Source organism: Pseudomonas fluorescens (genome assembly GCF_900215245.1).
In the GTDB taxonomy this organism is placed as follows: domain Bacteria; phylum Pseudomonadota; class Gammaproteobacteria; order Pseudomonadales; family Pseudomonadaceae; genus Aquipseudomonas; species Aquipseudomonas fluorescens.
Genome location: NZ_LT907842.1, coordinates 1,768,288 through 1,785,632, shown reverse-complemented (window position 1 = coordinate 1,785,632; position 17,345 = coordinate 1,768,288). Strand labels below are relative to the sequence as shown.

Annotated in this window: 15 protein-coding genes; 10 read left to right on the top strand and 5 right to left on the bottom strand. The window is 62.1% G+C overall.

Going from position 1 to position 17,345, the window contains the following annotated elements:
* Positions 1-35: 35 nt before the first annotated feature.
* Complete coding sequence (locus CPH89_RS08430) at positions 36-782, bottom strand: NRDE family protein (protein ID WP_053258519.1); 747 nt, start codon at positions 780-782, stop codon at positions 36-38.
* A gap of 212 nt (positions 783-994) precedes the next feature.
* Between CPH89_RS08430 and lgt the strand changes: the two genes are divergently transcribed.
* Both lgt and CPH89_RS08420 read left to right on the top strand, forming a co-directional pair.
* A complete protein-coding gene (gene lgt, locus CPH89_RS08425) occupies positions 995-1,807 on the top strand; it encodes a prolipoprotein diacylglyceryl transferase (RefSeq protein ID WP_053258518.1) in 813 nt (270 codons plus the stop codon).
* 65 nt (positions 1,808-1,872) lie between these two features.
* Positions 1,873-2,706: a thymidylate synthase gene (locus CPH89_RS08420; protein ID WP_053258517.1), complete on the top strand. Its 834-nt coding sequence runs from the start codon at positions 1,873-1,875 to the stop codon at positions 2,704-2,706.
* A gap of 115 nt (positions 2,707-2,821) precedes the next feature.
* On the opposite strand, the gene cadR is transcribed toward CPH89_RS08420, so the two are convergent.
* Positions 2,822-3,271 (bottom strand): Cd(II)/Pb(II)-responsive transcriptional regulator, encoded by a 450-nt coding sequence (cadR, locus tag CPH89_RS08415; RefSeq protein WP_053258516.1) that lies wholly within the window; start codon positions 3,269-3,271, stop codon positions 2,822-2,824.
* 85 nt (positions 3,272-3,356) lie between these two features.
* Between cadR and CPH89_RS08410 the strand changes: the two genes are divergently transcribed.
* The 7 genes from CPH89_RS08410 to CPH89_RS08380 all read left to right on the top strand — a co-directional run bounded on the left by CPH89_RS08410 (position 3,357) and on the right by CPH89_RS08380 (position 12,434).
* Complete coding sequence (locus CPH89_RS08410; RefSeq protein WP_053258515.1) at positions 3,357-5,657, top strand: heavy metal translocating P-type ATPase; 2,301 nt, start codon at positions 3,357-3,359, stop codon at positions 5,655-5,657.
* Positions 5,658-5,673: 16 nt separating this feature from the next.
* A complete protein-coding gene (locus CPH89_RS08405) occupies positions 5,674-6,537 on the top strand; it encodes a LysR family transcriptional regulator (protein ID WP_053258514.1) in 864 nt (287 codons plus the stop codon).
* A gap of 248 nt (positions 6,538-6,785) precedes the next feature.
* A complete protein-coding gene (locus CPH89_RS08400) occupies positions 6,786-7,850 on the top strand; it encodes a putative 2-aminoethylphosphonate ABC transporter ATP-binding protein (RefSeq protein WP_053258513.1) in 1,065 nt (354 codons plus the stop codon).
* Position 7,851: 1 nt separating this feature from the next.
* Positions 7,852-9,576, top strand: coding sequence for a putative 2-aminoethylphosphonate ABC transporter permease subunit (locus CPH89_RS08395; protein ID WP_053258512.1), 1,725 nt, complete (start codon positions 7,852-7,854; stop codon positions 9,574-9,576).
* A 19-nt stretch (positions 9,577-9,595) separates the two neighbouring features.
* Entirely contained in the window at positions 9,596-10,621 is a 1,026-nt protein-coding gene (locus CPH89_RS08390) for a putative 2-aminoethylphosphonate ABC transporter substrate-binding protein (protein ID WP_053258511.1), read from the top strand.
* A 125-nt stretch (positions 10,622-10,746) separates the two neighbouring features.
* Positions 10,747-11,880 (top strand): TIGR03364 family FAD-dependent oxidoreductase, encoded by a 1,134-nt coding sequence (locus tag CPH89_RS08385; protein WP_053258510.1) that lies wholly within the window; start codon positions 10,747-10,749, stop codon positions 11,878-11,880.
* Positions 11,880-12,434, top strand: a complete 555-nt coding sequence (locus CPH89_RS08380) for a phosphonate degradation HD-domain oxygenase (protein WP_053258509.1) — start codon at positions 11,880-11,882, stop codon at positions 12,432-12,434. Before CPH89_RS08385 ends, CPH89_RS08380 begins: the two co-directional genes overlap by 1 nt.
* Here CPH89_RS08380 and CPH89_RS08375 read toward each other — a convergent pair.
* A complete protein-coding gene (locus CPH89_RS08375; protein WP_053258508.1) occupies positions 12,431-13,798 on the bottom strand; it encodes a DUF3482 domain-containing protein in 1,368 nt (455 codons plus the stop codon). The genes CPH89_RS08380 and CPH89_RS08375 overlap by 4 nt on opposite strands.
* Positions 13,791-15,170, bottom strand: a complete 1,380-nt coding sequence (locus CPH89_RS08370; RefSeq protein WP_053258507.1) for a DUF2868 domain-containing protein — start codon at positions 15,168-15,170, stop codon at positions 13,791-13,793. Before CPH89_RS08370 ends, CPH89_RS08375 begins: the two co-directional genes overlap by 8 nt.
* A gap of 97 nt (positions 15,171-15,267) precedes the next feature.
* On the opposite strand from CPH89_RS08370, the gene CPH89_RS08365 reads away from it, so the two are divergent.
* Entirely contained in the window at positions 15,268-15,780 is a 513-nt protein-coding gene (locus CPH89_RS08365) for a dihydrofolate reductase (RefSeq protein ID WP_053258506.1), read from the top strand.
* A 96-nt stretch (positions 15,781-15,876) separates the two neighbouring features.
* Here the strand turns inward: CPH89_RS08365 and CPH89_RS08360 are convergent, their stop codons facing one another.
* Positions 15,877-17,268 (bottom strand): L-cystine transporter, encoded by a 1,392-nt coding sequence (locus CPH89_RS08360; protein WP_053258505.1) that lies wholly within the window; start codon positions 17,266-17,268, stop codon positions 15,877-15,879.
* Between the last annotated feature and the right edge of the window lie 77 nt (positions 17,269-17,345).

The window sequence follows — 17,345 nt, the reverse complement described above, 5'->3', positions numbered from 1 at the left end:
CTGGCCTGTCTGCGATGGCGTCGGCCCAGGCACCCTCACATATTGAGTTCCACCTCGCCCAACCGGCCACCGTGCGGCCCGAAACTGCGTTCCAGCATCCGCCGTGTGCCATCGGCATTCACAATCAACGCCGTACTCGCCCGTGTTCCATAACTGGGGCTGGCGATAAACACGCTCGACAACAGACTCTCCGTCGCCAACCCCACGCCGGTATCCGGCAAGTCAGCAAATGGCGCGGTCTGCGGGTCACTCAGAATCCCCAGCAAGGCTTGCGGCTCGGGGTTGTCCAGTAACTCACTCAGCGCCGCCCTGGCCTTGATCAACTTCGGCCATGGCGTATCCAGCCCGGCATTGGATAAGCCATAAACCCCAGCCTTCAACTGCGTCGCTTCGGTCTCATTGGCGTTGTAATGCCACAACTCGTCCCGTGTACCCACCAATAGATTAAAACCGGCATATTCAATCGAACGGCCGTTAACGTCGGCCAAATACTGATCTATTGGCAGCGAACCGCTTAAAAAGCGGGCCACCAGTTCGCCGCGCGATTTACGCGCCGGGGGCTGGTGCGGATCGCGGATATTGGTCAGGGCGGCAAAACGCCCGTCGGCGTTGACCCCAAGCCAGGTGCCACCCGCTTCCTGGTCGCGACCGGCATAGATGTCAGGCGCATCGGGCCATTGGCCCAGCGGCAGACTGGGCCGGGCGTAGAACTCGTCACGGTTGGCCGCGACGATCAGCGGCTGGGCGTGGCCCGGCCGCCAGGCGAAAACGATCAGGCACATAAGGCATTCCCTGTGTGTTTTGCCCACTCTACCCACACAACGGCGGGCGTTCCATCGTATCGAAGTTGGGTCGCACGCCTTCCATCCGTTAACATGCCAGGCTGTTCAGTATGTGCGAACTTCTTAATTTGAAATTGCGGCTGTAACGCAGGCTTAATCGCACACCGGCATGGTCCGGTGCGCCATGACTAATGATTTAACGAGGAGTCGCAATGCTGCCTTACCCGCAGATCGACCCGGTGGCCTTGGCCATCGGTCCGCTGAAAATCCACTGGTACGGGTTGATGTACCTGATCGGCATCGGCGGTGCCTGGCTGCTGGCTTCCCGGCGCCTGAACCGTTTCGACCCCACCTGGACCAAAGAGAAACTCTCCGACATGGTGTTCTGGATGTCGATGGGGGTGATTGTCGGCGGACGCCTCGGGTATGTGCTGTTCTACGATCTGCCGGCCTATATCGCCAACCCGACGCTGATTTTCGAAGTGTGGAAGGGCGGCATGGCGTTCCACGGCGGCTTTGTCGGCGTAATGATCGCTGCCTGGTGGTTCGGTCGACGCAACGGCAAGTCATTCTTCCAGCTGATGGACTTCGTCGCGCCGTTCGTGCCGATCGGCCTGGGCGCCGGGCGTATCGGTAACTTCATCAACGCCGAGTTGTGGGGCAAGCCGACCGACGTGCCGTGGGCTATGGTGTTCCCGCCGTTCAGCGACCCGGCGCAATTGCCGCGCCACCCGTCGCAGCTCTACCAGTTCGCCCTGGAAGGTGTGGCACTGTTCCTCATTCTGTACATCTTCTCGCGCAAGCCACGTCCAACCATGGCTGTGTCGGGGATGTTCGCCTTGTTCTACGGGATCTTCCGTTTCATCGTCGAATTCGTGCGCGTGCCGGATGCCCAACTGGGCTACCTGGCGTGGGGCTGGCTGACCATGGGCCAGATCCTCAGCATGCCGATGATCCTGGCTGGCCTGGGCCTGCTGTGGTGGGCGTACAACCGTCCGCAAGGCATCAAGAACACCGCGCTTTAAATTCGAATGCCGAGGCTCTTCCGTGAAGGATCAGCCTCCTCGGCTTCAACGATACGGGTAATAACATGAAGCAATATCTCGAACTACTGAACGACGTCGTGACCAATGGATTGACCAAGGGCGATCGCACCGGCACCGGCACCAAAGCCGTATTTGCCCGTCAGTATCGGCATAACTTGGCCGACGGCTTCCCGCTGCTGACCACCAAGAAGCTTCATTTCAAAAGTATCGCCAACGAGTTGATCTGGATGTTGAGCGGCAACACCAACATCAAGTGGCTCAACGAAAATGGCGTGAAAATCTGGGACGAGTGGGCCACCGAAGACGGCGACCTGGGCCCGGTGTACGGCGAGCAATGGACCGCCTGGCCGACCAAGGACGGCGGCAAGATCAACCAGATCGACTACATGGTCCACACCCTCAAAACCAACCCCAACAGCCGCCGCATCCTGTTTCATGGCTGGAACGTCGAGTACCTGCCGGACGAAACCAAGAGCCCGCAGGAGAACGCGCGCAACGGCAAGCAAGCCTTGCCGCCGTGCCATCTGTTGTACCAGGCGTTCGTGCATGACGGGCATCTGTCGATGCAGTTGTATATCCGCAGCTCCGACGTCTTCCTCGGCCTGCCGTACAACACCGCCGCGTTGGCCTTGCTGACTCACATGCTGGCTCAGCAATGCGACCTGATCCCTCACGAGATCATCGTCACCACCGGCGACACCCATGCTTACAGCAACCACATGGAACAGATCCGCACCCAGCTGGCGCGTACGCCGAAAAAGCTGCCGGAACTGGTGATCAAGCGTAAACCTGCGTCGATCTACGATTACAAGTTTGAAGACTTTGAAATCGTTGGCTACGACGCCGACCCGAGCATCAAGGCTGACGTGGCTATCTGATCACTGTGGGAGCGGGCTTGCTCGCGAAAGTGGTGGGTCAGTCGCTGGAAATATCGACTGATCTATCGCATTCGCGAGCAAGCCCGCTCCCACATTGGGTCCGTGTTGACTTGATTCAGTGCCCGTGGCTTCTGCCCACGTGCGAAGGCTCTGCCTCGCTGGCCGCGACACTCCCGCTGACTTCCAGCCGCTGCAAAATCCCGCACTGATCCAGATCCGGCCCACCGCCGCAGCGTTGGCGCAGGTCCAGCAATTGCACCTGCAACGCCAGCAGCCCGTCGATCCGTGCCTTTACGTGGTGGATATGCTCGTCAATCAAGGCATTCACGCTTTCGCACTGGTCCTGGGGGCTGTCGCGTAGCCCCAGCAGGCTGCGGATTTCCTCGAGCGTCATGTCCAGGCTGCGGCAATTGCGGATAAAGATCAGCCGTTCGGTGTGCGCCTGGGTGTACACACGATAATTGGCGTCGGTGCGTGCCGGAGGCGGCAGCAGGCCTTCTTTCTCGTAATACCGGATGGTTTCCACCTGACAGTCGGTCAGTTTGGCCAGTTCGCCGATCTTCATCGCAGCAATCTCCAAATGGGTGCTTGACCCTATAGTGGCTACAGGGTCTTTACTTGGCAACAGGCACCTTTACGGACGCGACAGAATGAGCGACTCCATCCACACCCCCAAAAAGCATGGTCACCCGCATGATCATGATCTTAAGCACGATCATGCCCACGATCACGATCACGATCACGGCGCCAAACTGACGCCCGTCAAAAAGCACGACCACGCCAGCCATGCCGGCTCCTGCTGTGCAAGCAAGGCCGCGCCTGCCGTGGTCACGCTGAGCGAAGCGCCGACCGCCGGCTCGCGCCTGAGCACCTTTCGCATCGAAGCCATGGACTGCCCAACCGAGCAGACGCTGATCCAGAACAAACTGGGCAAGCTCGCGGGTGTGCAGCAGCTGGAATTCAACCTGATCAACCGCATGCTCGGCGTCACCCATGACTTGCCGAGCACGGCGCCGATCGTCGACGCCATCAAGTCCCTCGGTATGCAAGCCGATCCTATTGAAGAAGGCACCCCGGCCGCTGCGCCGCCGGCCAAGAAACACGGGTGGCCGCTTGCAGTGTCTGGCGTCGGCGCGCTGGGTGCCGAGGTGCTGCATTTCACCGGTGTCGCACCGACCTGGGTGATTGCTCTGGTGGCGTTGGTGTCGATCCTCAGCGGCGGCCTCACCACCTACAAAAAGGGCTGGATCGCCCTGAAAAACCTCAACCTGAACATCAACGCGCTGATGAGCATCGCCGTGACGGGCGCGATCCTGATCGGCCAGTGGCCCGAAGCCGCGATGGTGATGTTCCTGTTTACTGTGGCTGAGTTGATCGAAGCCAAGTCCCTGGACCGTGCGCGCAATGCCATCAGCGGCTTGATGCAGATGACCCCGGAACAGGCCACGGTTCAACAGGCTGACGGCTCGTGGTTGGAACAAGAAGTCAAAAGCATCGATCTTGGTGCCATCGTACGAGTAAAACCCGGCGAGCGCATTGGCCTGGACGGCGAAGTCACCGCTGGCCAATCCACCATCGACCAGGCACCGATCACCGGTGAAAGCCTGCCGATTGAAAAGACCGTGGGCGATAAAGTCTTCGCCGGCACCATCAACCAAGCCGGCTCTCTGGAATACAAGGTCACCGCAGCCGCCAACAATTCCACCCTGGCGCGCATCATTCACGCCGTAGAACAAGCGCAAGGCGCGCGGGCACCGACCCAGCGCTTTGTCGACAGCTTCGCCAAGGTCTACACCCCGGCCGTGTTCCTGTTTGCCTTGGGCGTGGCGGTGATTCCACCGCTGTTCATGGCGGGCGTGTGGTTCGACTGGATCTACCGTGCGTTGGTCCTGCTGGTGGTTGCCTGCCCTTGTGCCTTGGTGATCTCCACCCCGGTGACCATCGTCAGCGGCCTGGCGGCGGCGGCGCGCAAAGGCATCCTGATCAAAGGCGGCGTGTACCTGGAGGGTGGTTACAAGCTCGATTACCTGGCCCTCGACAAGACTGGCACCATCACCCACGGTAAACCGGTGCAAACCGACTATTTGCCGCTGTTCCCCAACGTCGCGGACAGCGCGCCGGCCCTGGCTGCCAGCCTGGCCGGGCGGTCCGACCACCCGGTGTCGCTGGCGATTGCCAACGCAGCTGTGGATAAAAACCTGCCGAGCCACGCTGTGGATAACTTTGAGGCCTTGGCCGGTCGCGGTGTACGCGGCGACATCAACGGCGAAACCTACCACCTGGGCAACCACCGCTTGGTGGAAGACTTGGGCCTGTGCTCGCCTGCGCTGGAAGAAAAGCTCTTCGCCTTGGAAAAACAAGGCAAGTCGGTGGTGCTGTTGCTCGATAAATCCGGCCCGCTGGCGTTGTTCGCGGTGGCCGACACCGTTAAAGACAGCAGCCGCGAAGCCATCCAGCAGTTGCACGACCTGGGCATCAAGACCTTGATGCTTACCGGCGACAACACCCACACCGCCCAGGCGATTGCGGCCCAGGTCGGTATCGACCAGGCTCAGGGCGACCTGTTGCCCACCGACAAACTGCACGCCATCGAAACCCTCTACGGCCAAGGCCGCCGGGTGGGCATGGTCGGCGACGGCATCAACGACGCGCCGGCCCTGGCCCGTGCCGAGATCGGTTTTGCCATGGCCGCAGCCGGCACCGACACCGCCATTGAGACCGCCGACGTGGCGCTGATGGACGATGATTTGCGCAAGATCCCGGCTTTCATTCGGCTCTCCAGGCAAACGTCGCGTATCCTCAAGCAGAACATCGCCCTGGCGTTGGTGATCAAGGCGATCTTCCTCGCGGTCACTTTCCTCGGCATGGCCACCATGTGGATGGCGGTGTTCGCCGACATGGGCGTGAGCCTGCTGGTGGTGTTCAATGGCCTGCGCCTGTTGCGCAAATAGACGATGAGAGGGTGGCGTGCTGAGTGCCGAGTTGAAGGCGTTTTTTATGGTCGCCCGCCTGGGCAGCATTACCCAGGCGGCGAAAAAACTCGGCCTGAGCCAGCCCACCGTCACCACGCAGATTCGCAACCTGGAAAGCCAGTACGGCGTTGAGCTGTTCTACCGGGGCGGCCGCCGCCTTACCGTCAGCGACGAAGGTGCGCGGCTGCTGCCAATGGTCAAGACGCTGTTGCAGCAGGAAGCCGATATCGAGTTTTTCCTGCGTAACAGCGGCCATGTCCAGGGTGCCTTGAGGATTGCCGCAACGGCGCCGTATTACATTCTCGACCTGGTCAAAGCTTTTCGTGAACGCCTGCCCCACGTGGAGGTGTCGGTGGAAATCGGCAACTCCCAGCAGGTGCTCGAAGCCTTGGACGATTACCGCGTCGATGTCGCCGCGTCCTCGCAACTGCTGGAAGACCCTCGTCTGATCCGGCGCGTACTGGGCACCGATCCGTTGGTGCTGGCGGTGCATCGCAATCACCCGTTGGCCACCCTCGAGCATGTACCGCTCAGTGCGTTGGCCGGGCACACGCTGTTGATGCGTGAGGCGGGTTCGACCACGCGCAGGTTGACCGAAGAATTGTTACAAGGCGCGGGTGTGAATTACGGGCCACTGCTGGAAATCGGCAGCCGTGAGTCGATTCGCGAGGCCGTGCTGCGCAATATCGGTATCAGCATCATCGCCCGCCAGGAAGTGCCCCATGACCCGCAGTTGCGCGTGCTGACCATCGAGAACTCGCCGCAGATTCCGGAGTATTTGTACTGCCTCAAGGAAAGAAAAGGGGCTCGCCTGCCTGCTGCCTTTCTCGGGTTGGCGCAGGAAATGTCGCCGCTCTGAGGTTTTGTGCTGGCCTTTGGATCGCCATCGCGGGCAAGCCCGCTCCCACCTTCGACCGAGTTCCAGCATGAGAATGCGGTCAAAATGTGGGAGCGGGCTTGCTCGCGAAAGCGGGATCCCAAACAACACATCTCTGTAGTTACTACCCAAATCCACCAATACCACTATCACTCCCTTTTGCCTTCCTGCCACATCAGGGACGCATTGCCCCTCTAGCATGGCCTTCATCAGTTTGATGAGGTGCCTCCATGAACACAGCCCTGACCAACCCCGGCGCGCCGATGAAGGTGCGCGGTATCCAGAAACGCTTCGGCGCCTTTACTGCGCTGGACAATGTGTCGCTGGACGTCGCGGCCGGTGAGCTGGTGTGCCTGCTGGGCCCGTCCGGTTGCGGCAAGACCACTTTGCTGCGGTGTATCGCCGGTCTGGAGCGCCAGGACAGCGGCGAACTTTACCTTGGCCAACGGGATGTTTCCTTGCTGCCACCACAGGCACGGGACTACGGGATTTTGTTCCAGTCCTACGCGCTGTTTCCCAACCTGACCGTTGAAGCGAATATCGGCTACGGCCTCACCGGCAGCGGCCGCGATGAAGTGCGCAAGCGTGTCGGCCAGATGCTCGAACTGGTCGGCCTGCTGGGCAGTGAAAAGAAATACCCCGGCCAACTCTCTGGCGGCCAACAACAACGCGTCGCTCTGGCCCGTGCTCTGGCGCCAGCCCCTTCTTTGCTGCTGTTGGACGAACCGATGTCGGCGCTCGACGCCCGTGTCCGCGAGCACTTGTGCACCGAGTTGCGCCAACTGCAACGACGCCTGGGGATTACCACCCTGATGGTCACCCATAACCAGGACGAAGCCATGTTGATGGCGGACCGCATCGCCGTGATGAACAACGGCAAGGTCGAGCAATATGCCACGCCCCAGGAAATCTACGACCGACCGGCCACGCCGTTCGTGGCGGAGTTCGTCGGCCAGGGCAATTGGCTGCCGTTCAGCCGCAACAGCGACAGCCATGCCCAGGTCGGCGGTATGAACATGCGCCTGGACGATAACGCCAGCAAGGCCAGGTCCGGCCGTTTGTTCTGCCGCCCGGAAGCCATCAGCGTCAACCCGCCGGTGCATGAAGAAAACCTGTTCCCGGCGAAGGTCCGCGAAATCACCTTTCTCGGCAACCGCTGCCGCATGAGCTTTGAGCTGGAACAATTGCCCGGCCATCCGCTGCTGGCCGAACTGGCCCCCGAAGCCATGCCACGCCTCGGTGCCCAGGACATCTGGGTTGCCTTGCCGCCGCGCAGCCTGCAGGTGTTTGCCTGAGATGGCCGAAGATATGACACTGCCGATTCCCGACAACCTGGCTCGTCAGGTGTCCCGCGCCGAACTGGGCGACCGCATTTTTGTGCTCGGTGGCAAAGTGCTCTGGTTGTGCCTGTTGGGCGTGGCGGTACTGATGCCATTACTGGCGATCTTCTGGCGCGGCTTCAGCAGTGAAGCCGGGCAGGGCGGTGGGTGGGTCGCGGCGCGCGAGCTGGTCACCAGCGACAACTTCCACTGGCTGCTGGGCAATAGCCTGAAGGTTTCCCTCAGCGTAGCGGCCATCGTCGTACCGTTGGCCTATCTGTTTGCTTACGCATTGCAGCGCACACTGATTCCCGGCAAGGCAGTCTGGCGGGGTATATCGCTGCTGCCGTTGATGGCGCCGTCAATGCTGCCGGGGATTGCGCTGGTGTATCTGTTCGGCAACCAGGGCATGTTGCGCGGGCTGCTTTCGGAGAATATCTACGGTTTCTGGGGCATTGTCCTCGGCGAAGTGATCTACACCTTCCCACACGCGTTAATGATCCTGCTGTCGGCACTGTCGCTGGCAGATGCGCGTTTGTTCGACGCGGCGTCGAGCATGGGGGCAAGTCCAGCCCGGGCGTTTCGCAGCATCACTTGGCCGGCCACGCGCCAGGCGGTGTTCGCTGCGTTTTGCCTGGTATTCACCCTGACCATCACCGACTTCGGCGTGCCCGTGGTGGTCGGCGGCGATTATCAGGTGCTGGCGCTGGAGGCCTACAAGGCGGTGGTCGGCCAGCAGCAGTTCGGTCGCGGTGCATTGATTGGCATGGTGTTGCTGTTGCCGGCGCTGTTCAGCTTTGCGGTCGACGCCTGGTTGCGCCGTCGGCAGGGTGACGCCATGAGTGGCCGTGCCCAGGTGTTCCAGCCGGCGCCCTCGGCGCGCCGCGATGGGTGCTACCTGGCCATTGTGCTGCTGATTTGCGCGGTGTTGCTGCTGGTGTTCGGCATGGCGGTGTATTCCTCCCTGGTTAAATTCTGGCCGTACAACCTGTCGCTGTCGCTCAACCACTACCAATTCGAAGACACGGCCGGTGGCGGTTGGCTGGCCTATCGCAACAGCCTGACCATGGCCCTGTGCACGGCGCTGATCGGTAGCGTATTGATCTTCACGGGCGCCTACCTGATGGAAAAGACCAAGGGCCAGAAAGGCCTGAACCTGGCGCTGCGCATGCTCAGTTTTGTGCCGATGGCCGTGCCAGGCCTGGTGCTCGGCCTGGGCTACGTGTTCTTTTTCAACCTCAACGGCAACCCGCTGCATGTGTTCTACGGGACCATGACCCTGCTGGTGGTGTGCACCATTGCGCACTATTTGACCACTGCGCAGATGACCGCGACCACGGCGTTGCGTCAGCTGGACAGTGAGTTTGAAGCCGCCGCGCTGTCGCTCAAGGCGCCGCTGTACCGCCACTATTTGCGCGTCACCGTACCGATCTGCTTGCCGGCGCTGCTGGACATCGTGCGCTACTTGTTTGTGTCGGCGATGACCACCGTGTCCGCCGCGATCTTCCTCTACAGCCCCGATACCCTCCTCGCCGCTGTCGCCGTGTTGAACATGGACGACGCCGGCAACGTAGGCGGCGCCGCGGCCATGTCCACCCTGATTCTGTTCACCTCAGGCGGCGTCTCGCTGCTGCTGGCGTGGGCTTCACGTGGCGCGTTGCGCCGCTCCCAAGCCTGGCGCCAGACCGCGCCCGGCCAATAATCCCTGAAGGAGGTGTTCCATGTTCAAGCCCCTGGCCCTGGCCGCTGCTTTACTCAGCGCATTCAGCCTGAATGCCTTTGCTGCCAAAACCGAGTTGACGGTGTACACGGCGCTCGAAGCCGAGCAGTTGAAGACTTACAAGCAGGCCTTTGAAAAAGCCAACCCGGACGTCGAGATCAAATGGGTACGCGACTCCACCGGCATCATCACCGCCAAGCTGCTGGCCGAGAAAGACCGCCCGCAAGCCGACGTGGTGTGGGGCCTGGCCGCGTCGAGCCTGGCGATCCTTGACCAGCAAGGCATGCTGACTAACTACGCGCCCAAGGACTTGGACAAGATCGGTAAAAACTACCGCGACGCCGCCAACCCACCGGCCTGGGTCGGCATGGACGTGTGGGCTGCGACCATCTGCTTCAACACCGTCGAAGCCGAGAAACAAGGCTTGACCAAACCGGTGAGCTGGCAGGACCTGACCAAGCCTGAGTACAAGGGCAAGATCGTGATGCCTAACCCGGCCTCGTCCGGCACCGGCTTCCTGGATGTGAGTGCCTGGTTGCAGACCTTTGGCGAGAAACAGGGCTGGCAGTACATGGACGACCTGCACCAGAACATCGGCCAGTACGTTCACTCCGGGTCCAAGCCGTGCAAACTGGCGGCTTCGGGTGAGTTCCCGATTGGCATTTCCTTCGAATACCCGGCCGTCCAGCTGAAACGCCAAGGCGCGCCGCTGGACATCATCCTGCCCAAAGAAGGCCTGGGCTGGGACATCGAAGCGACTGCCGTGATCAAAGGCACCGCGCACGCCGAGGCGGCTAAAAAGCTCGCTGACTTCTCCGCCAGCGCTGCGGCGATGGACTTGTACAAAGACAACTTCGCTGTCCTCGCCCAGCCTGGCATCGCCAAGCCGCAGACCGAATTGCCCGCTGACTACGAGCAACGCCTGATCAAGAACGACTTCGCCTGGGCCTCGAAAAACCGCGACAGCATCCTGACCGAGTGGCGCAAGCGCTATGACGGCAAGTCGGAAAAGGTCGCGGGTCAGTAAGGTTTTCGTTAGGGCTTATGGCCTCTTCGCAGGCAAGCCCGCTCCCACATTTGAACGTGTTCGCACATCAACATGTAGGAGCGGGCTTGCTCGCGCAGGCGGCTTCGAATTCAGGACATCATGTAATGACACACCACAGCGATCTGCTGATCATCGGCGCCGGCATCCTCGGCCTGTCCCACGCTTATGCGGCGGCCAGGCGCGGCCTCAAGGTCAAGGTGTTCGAGCGCAGCGCCACACCGTTGGGTGCCTCGGTGCGCAACTTCGGCCAGGCGCTGGTCACCGGCCAACCACCGGGGCCGATGCTTGACCTGGCCCGGGAAAGTCGCGGCATCTGGGGGCAATGGGCACAAGTGGCGGGTGTGCAGCTCAAGCGCAACGGCTCGTACCTGTTTGCCCGCACCGAAGCCGAAGAGCATCTGTTGGAAGCCTTCTGCGCCGGTCGCGCACACGAACACGGCTATAACGTCGAACTGCTGCAAGGCGCGGCGATGAAGGACCTATATGGCGGTCAGTTTCGCCATCACCGCGCAGCGCTGCATGGTAAAGACGATCAGCAGTTGTATTCCCGCGAGGCGATTCCGGCGCTGATCAACTACTTGAGCCAGCAATTGAGCGTGGAGTTTCATTTCTCCACCCTGGTGCGTGACGTGGAGCCCGGCCAGGTGCACACCACCTTAGGCAGCTTTCGCGGCGAGCAGGTCATCGTGTGCTCCGGCCACGACTACCAAACCTTGCTGGCGGAACCGATCGCCGAACTCAACCCGAGTATCTGCCGCCTGCAAATGCTGCGTGCCCGGCCTGCGGCCAACCTCAACCTGCAACACGCGTTGCTCACAGGGTTGAGTTGCGTGCATTACGGCGCCTTCGCCGACCTGCCCGAGGCTGCGCCGGTTCAGGCGCAGATCCTGCGCGAAGCCGCGCATTTGCACGCGCACGGGATTCACTTGTTGATCAGCCCGACGCCCCATGGCGAACTGATCATCGGCGACTCCCATGACTACGGCAGCGACGCCTCGCCGTTCAACGCCGAGCAGGTTGATGACTGGCTGATCGAGCTGGCCGAGCAAACGTTGGGCTGCAAGGTCCAAGTGGTCGAGCGCTGGCAGGGCGTCTACGGCTCGCGCGGGCCGGCGCCGTTTTCGTTCCTGCGCGTAGCGCCCGGCGTGAGCGCGGCACTGATGCACACCGGCGTGGGCATGAGCGTGGGGCCGGCCATGGCCGAGCGAAATATCACAACCCTGTGGGGGGCCGCGTGATGAGCCCGGAGCAGGCGATTGCCGAAGTCTTTGGCGTGTACGAGCAGCACGGCATGGCGGATTACATCGGCGAGCCGGTGTCGCAGATCGAACACATGTCCCAAACCGCGCAACAGGCGATGGCCGAGGGGTTTGATGATGAAGTGGTGCTGGCGGCGTTTTTCCACGACATCGGGCACTTGTGCGGCCAGGGGGGTGAAAACATGGGCAGTTATGGTGTGGTCAGCCATGAGCGGCTGGGCGCAGATTACTTGCGCCGGGCGGGCTTCAGTGAGCGCATGGCCAGGTTGGTGGAATATCACGTGCAGGCCAAGCGTTACCTGACCTTCAGCCAGCCGGGCTATTACGCCCGCCTGAGCGAAGCCAGCCGCCGCACTTTGGCGTACCAGGGCGGCATGATGAGCGTCGAAGAAGCCCAGGCCTTCGAACAGGACCCGCTGTGTGCGGTTAGTTTGCGCATGCGCCATTGGGATGAACAGGCCAAGCATGTATCCATACCGGTGCTTGATCTTGAAGTGCTCAAGGCCAAAGCTCGGCACCTGCTCGCGGCTTAGGTTTCATCCAGACGCTGGGCCAGGGCTTGGATGTGTTCCTGGCGCTCTGCCTGACTCAGCTTGGGATGAGGGTTCAGGGACGACCATTGCGGATGAGCGCGGGCCTTGTGCAGCGCGTCCGGTAACTTGCCTTCACGCCAGGTTTTATCCTGAGGCGTGTCGACCTTGATGCTGTGCATCGCCGCATGGCCGCGCAGGCTCAGGGCCTTGAGCAACTGGCGCTGGCGCAGGGCGAGCAGGCGCAGCACGCTGTCGTCCACGGTCAATTCGCGTTGGCCCTTGATCTTGCCCAGCAGGCGGCTGCCGTAGCTACGCGCCGTTTGCAGGGCGCCCCCGGCAATCGCCCCGGCAATGGCGGCGGCGCCAAGCGTCAAGCCACCGACCAGCAGGTCCACACCTGCCCCGGCAGCCGCCCCTGCGGCGATTCCGCCACCGACGCGCACGCCGAGTTGCTTGAGGGTTTCCGGGTTGAACAGGTCATCGCCCCAGCGGCCGTCGAGTAACGGCAAGTCGCTGGCGGCGGCATCTTGTGGGCGGAAACCGAACAGTTTGAGCAGGGCTTCCACGCATTTCTGTTCGCGTTGGCGCACGGCTTTGCGCAGATCACTGATGGCTTGCTGTTCATCGGCAGTCAAAACGCTGCGCCGGCAGGCGGCGCAGTCGATCAGCAGCTCGGCGATCAGCCGTGCGGCGCTTTGCTGGCGCGCCTCGCGTTGGGCTTGTTGGTCGAGAATCAGCCGCTCCAACGGCCCCCGCGAATTCTCCAGAAGCAGGGCCAGGCTTTCATAAAGACGACGCTCGCCATCTTCCGGTGGCGCCACGCTGTCGAAACGCACCAGCGCATGCAGGCCAAGGCGGGCCAGGGCTTCGCGCCAGTCCGGCTCGCGGTGGTCGCTGCTGCTGACGAAATTGAGCACCGGCAGCAACGGCTTGCCGCAACTGGCCAGCACTTGCAGTTCATCGCGGTACTTGGCCAGCACCGGCTCGCGGGCGTCGATCACATACAGGCCGGCGTCGCAGGCCAGCAATTGGCGCAGCACCTTGGCTTCCTGTTCAAACCGCTGGCGCGCTTCGCTGCCTTCCAGGAAGCGCGCCAGACGGGCCGGGCCGTCGAGGCGTTCGCCGGGGCGATCCAGGCGTTCCAGATAGTCGAGCAGGGCGATGGCATCTTCCAGGCCGGGCGTGTCGTATAGCTCCAGCAAGGCCTCGCCATCCACCGATAACCGCGCGCCTTCGACATGCCGCGTGGTGCTGGGCCGATGGGACACTTCGCCAAACCCGACATCGCGGGTCAGGGTGCGCAGCAGCGAGGTCTTGCCGACATTGGTGTGGCCGACCACGGCGAGTTTCAGCGGTTTAGTCATGACCGGTCTCCAGCCAGTTCAGCGGCGCGCAGTCGGCGAAGGGCAGCTCTAATTGTTGCAGCGCTGCGTGCCAATCGCCCAGGCGCTCGGCGTCCAGTGCCTGGCCGGGCGGGGCTTGCAGCAGCCATACGCGGGTGGCGGCGGCGCTGCGTGCCAGCTCGGCGACCAGCGCCAGGCTGCCACGGTCGGGCGAGCGCCGTGGGTCGCAGGCGATGGCCAGGCGCGCGGGCGGGAAGCGGGTGAGTTGTTCCAGCAGTTTGTTGCGCGATTCACGGCTGTCGAGGATGCCGGCGTTTTTCACGCTGGCCGGCAGTTTGGGCGGCCAGGGGTGCTGATCGTCCAGTTCGATGGCGACCAGCAGCGCGCCGTCGCTCTCCAGCTCACTGACGCCACCGGTGACGTGGTGCAGCTGTTCGGGCGCGGCGTCGTTGACGCCCAGCCGTTCACTGCTGGGCATCAGGCGTTCGCGCAGTTGGCTGTAGCCGGGCAGGTTGAGGTCCAGGCGCAAGGCGGCGCGCCCGCGTTTCCAGCGCCACAGGCAGAGCAACGCGAGGATCAGTCGGGGCAGCAGGCCGTACACCAGCAACACGCCGACCAGCCAGGCGGCCCAGGCTTGGCGAGCGCTTTCGATGTTCAGGGCGGAATCGCCGCTGGCGCGGATCATCTCGACCGTTGGCACGTTGAAGCCCAGCAATGCGGGAAGGCGGCCCAGGGCTTGGGTCACGGCGACAAAGGTGTCGGCGCCGAGGATGGTGGTTTCCCACACAAAACCATAGCGTCGGGTGGCGAGCAGTGTCAGCAAAATCAGCATGGCACTGAGCAAGGCCAGCAACCACAGGCTGTTGACCAGCATGCCGACCGCCCAGCGATTGAGTTTCTGGCGCTGTAACAACAGCAGCAACGCCGGGGCCAGTTGCGCGGCCTTGGCATCACGCGCGAGTTTCTCGCTGAGCCACAACCACAGGCGGCCGAGGCTGGCGCTGTGTTCGCCGGCAAACAGCAGGCCCAGGGCCCAGCTGATTAACAGGATCAGATTCAAGCCGAGCAGGCTGCCCAGGGCCCAGAACACATTCACGGGCGTCACGCCATTGCCCAATGCAGCAAACGCCAGCCCGGCGCCACTGACTACCGCGACCACGGCCAACAGCACCAGCGCCAAACGGGCACCTTGCAGCCAGCGGGTGAGGGCGGCGGTCAAGCCATCGCGCTCGGCCAAGTGCAGGGCGCGCTGCTGGATGCGCGTCGGCAGGTCGCCGCCGGCCGCGCGGGCCAGGCGGTTGGCTTCCAGGTCTTCCAGCGGGCCGGCGTGTTCTTCACGCAAGCGCACGGTTTCCGTCAGCCAGAGTTTGTGCAGGGGGTTCAGTGCAGTCACGCGCGGTCCTGTTGTGTTCGTGAGCCTGGAGCATAACCGCTCCGGGGCTGTTTAGTGCACGCTGCGCGTGGCTGGGGGCTCTGGTATTCTCGTCGGCATGAAAAACACTCTCCCTCTAAGCCTGATCGCAGCCCTCGGTGAAAACCGTGTGATCGGCGTCGACAACAGCATGCCCTGGCATTTGCCGGGGGATTTCAAATACTTCAAGGCCACCACCTTCGGCAAGCCGATCATTATGGGGCGCAAGACCTGGGATTCGCTGGGCCGGCCGTTGCCGGGGCGCTTGAATATCGTGGTCAGCCGTCAGACCGATTTGGTGCTCGAAGGTGCGGAAGTTTTTCCGTCGCTCGACGCCGCGGTTGAGCGGGCTGAGTCCTGGGCGCTGGCGCAGGGCGTGGATGAGCTGATGCTGATCGGCGGTGCGCAGCTGTATGCGCAAGGGCTGGAACAGGCGGATCGCCTGTACCTGACGCGGGTTGCGTTGAGCCCGCCAGGGGATGCGTGGTTTCCCGAGTTTGATCTGAACCAGTGGACGCTGGTGTCGAATGTCGAGAACCCGGCTGAAGGTGATAAGCCGGCGTACAACTTTGAAGTCTGGGAAAAAGCCTAAGCACATTGCTGGCAAGCCAGCTCCCACACTTGACCGAGTTCCTACATGAGAATGCGGTCAAAATGTGCGAGCTGGCTTGCTTGCGACAGCGCTCCGTCAGGCCTGCGCTAACTCAGCATGCTCATCGGCATTCAACAGCGCTTTATCCGTCTGCTTCATGACCTGGCTGGTAATCGCGCCCGCGGTCATCGACCCGTTCACGTTCAACGCCGTGCGGCCCATGTCGATCAGCGGCTCCACGGAAATCAGCAGCGCCACCAGTGACACCGGCAAGCCCATCGCCGGCAGCACGATCAGCGCGGCAAACGTCGCACCACCGCCTACGCCGGCCACACCCGCCGAACTCAAGGTCACAATCGCTACCAGGGTCGCGATCCACAGCGGGTCCAGCGGGTTGATGCCGACCGTCGGTGCAACCATCACGGCCAACATCGCCGGGTAGAGGCCTGCGCAACCGTTCTGGCCGATGGTGGCGCCAAACGAGGCGGCAAAACCGGCGATGGATTGTGGAATGCCCAGGCGGCGCGTCTGCGCTTCAATGCTCAGCGGAATGGCCGCCGCACTGGAGCGACTGGTGAACGCGAAGGTCAGCACCGGCCAGACTTTGCGGAAGAACCGCAGCGGGTTGATCCCGGCCAGGGACAGCAGCAGGCCGTGCACCACAAACATCAGGCCCAGCGCCAGGTACGACACCACCACAAAACTGCCGAGCTTGATGATGTCTTGCAGGTTGGAGCCAGCGACCACTTTGGTCATCAGCGCCAGCACGCCGTACGGCGTCAGCTTCATCACCAGGCGCACCAGGCGCATCACCCAGGCTTGCAGGGTATCGATGGCGTTGAGCACTTTCTGGCCTTTTTCCACGTCATCCTTGAGCAGTTGCAGCGCGGCAACCCCCAGGAATGCAGCGAAAATAACCACACTGATGATCGACGTCGGTTTGGCGCGCGCCAGGTCGGCGAACGGGTTCGCCGGCACGAACGACAGCAGCAACTGCGGGATATTCAGGTCGGCGACCTTGCCGGCGTAATCACTCTGGATCACTTGCAGGCGCGCCATTTCCTGGGTGCCGGCCACCAGGCCTTCGGCGGTGAGGCCGAACAGGTTGGTCAGGCCGATGCCGATCAGCGCCGCAATCGCCGTGGTGAACAGCAGCGTGCCGATGGTCAGAAAGCTGATCTTGCCCAGGGACGAGGCATTATGCAGACGGGCCACTGCGCTGAGGATCGAAGCGAATACCAACGGGATCACGATCATTTGCAGCAGTTGCACGTAGCCGTTACCGACCAGGTCGAACCAACCGATGGACGCTTTGAGCACCGGGTTACCGTCGCCATAAATGGCGTGCAATGCCGTACCGAACACCACGCCGAGGGCCAGGGCGAACAGGACCTTCTTGGCGAGGCTCCAGTGCGTGTGGCGAGTTTGTGCCAGGCCCAGCAACAGGGCCACGAACACCAGTAAGTTGAGAATCAGGGGCAGATTCATTGAAGCTCCGTTGAGAAGGCAGCCAATCGCGTGAGCCTGCGATTGCGAACCGGAAATGCTAACAGCTTGAAATATAT

Excerpts from the sequence above, each read along its gene's own strand:
- CPH89_RS08400 (WP_053258513.1), top strand. The coding sequence starts at position 6,786 with ATGAACACAGCCCTGACCAACCCCGGCGCGCCGATGAAGGTGCGCGGT.
- CPH89_RS08390 (WP_053258511.1), top strand. The coding sequence starts at position 9,596 with ATGTTCAAGCCCCTGGCCCTGGCCGCTGCTTTACTCAGCGCATTCAGC.
- CPH89_RS08410 (WP_053258515.1), top strand. The coding sequence starts at position 3,357 with ATGAGCGACTCCATCCACACCCCCAAAAAGCATGGTCACCCGCATGAT.
- CPH89_RS08395 (WP_053258512.1), top strand. The coding sequence starts at position 7,852 with ATGGCCGAAGATATGACACTGCCGATTCCCGACAACCTGGCTCGTCAG.
- cadR (WP_053258516.1), bottom strand. The coding sequence starts at position 3,271 with ATGAAGATCGGCGAACTGGCCAAACTGACCGACTGTCAGGTGGAAACC.
- CPH89_RS08375 (WP_053258508.1), bottom strand. The coding sequence starts at position 13,798 with ATGACTAAACCGCTGAAACTCGCCGTGGTCGGCCACACCAATGTCGGC.
- CPH89_RS08385 (WP_053258510.1), top strand. The coding sequence starts at position 10,747 with ATGACACACCACAGCGATCTGCTGATCATCGGCGCCGGCATCCTCGGC.
- CPH89_RS08420 (WP_053258517.1), top strand. The coding sequence starts at position 1,873 with ATGAAGCAATATCTCGAACTACTGAACGACGTCGTGACCAATGGATTG.
- CPH89_RS08430 (WP_053258519.1), bottom strand. The coding sequence starts at position 782 with ATGTGCCTGATCGTTTTCGCCTGGCGGCCGGGCCACGCCCAGCCGCTG.
- CPH89_RS08380 (WP_053258509.1), top strand. The coding sequence starts at position 11,880 with ATGAGCCCGGAGCAGGCGATTGCCGAAGTCTTTGGCGTGTACGAGCAG.
- lgt (WP_053258518.1), top strand. The coding sequence starts at position 995 with ATGCTGCCTTACCCGCAGATCGACCCGGTGGCCTTGGCCATCGGTCCG.
- CPH89_RS08360 (WP_053258505.1), bottom strand. The coding sequence starts at position 17,268 with ATGAATCTGCCCCTGATTCTCAACTTACTGGTGTTCGTGGCCCTGTTG.
- CPH89_RS08365 (WP_053258506.1), top strand. The coding sequence starts at position 15,268 with ATGAAAAACACTCTCCCTCTAAGCCTGATCGCAGCCCTCGGTGAAAAC.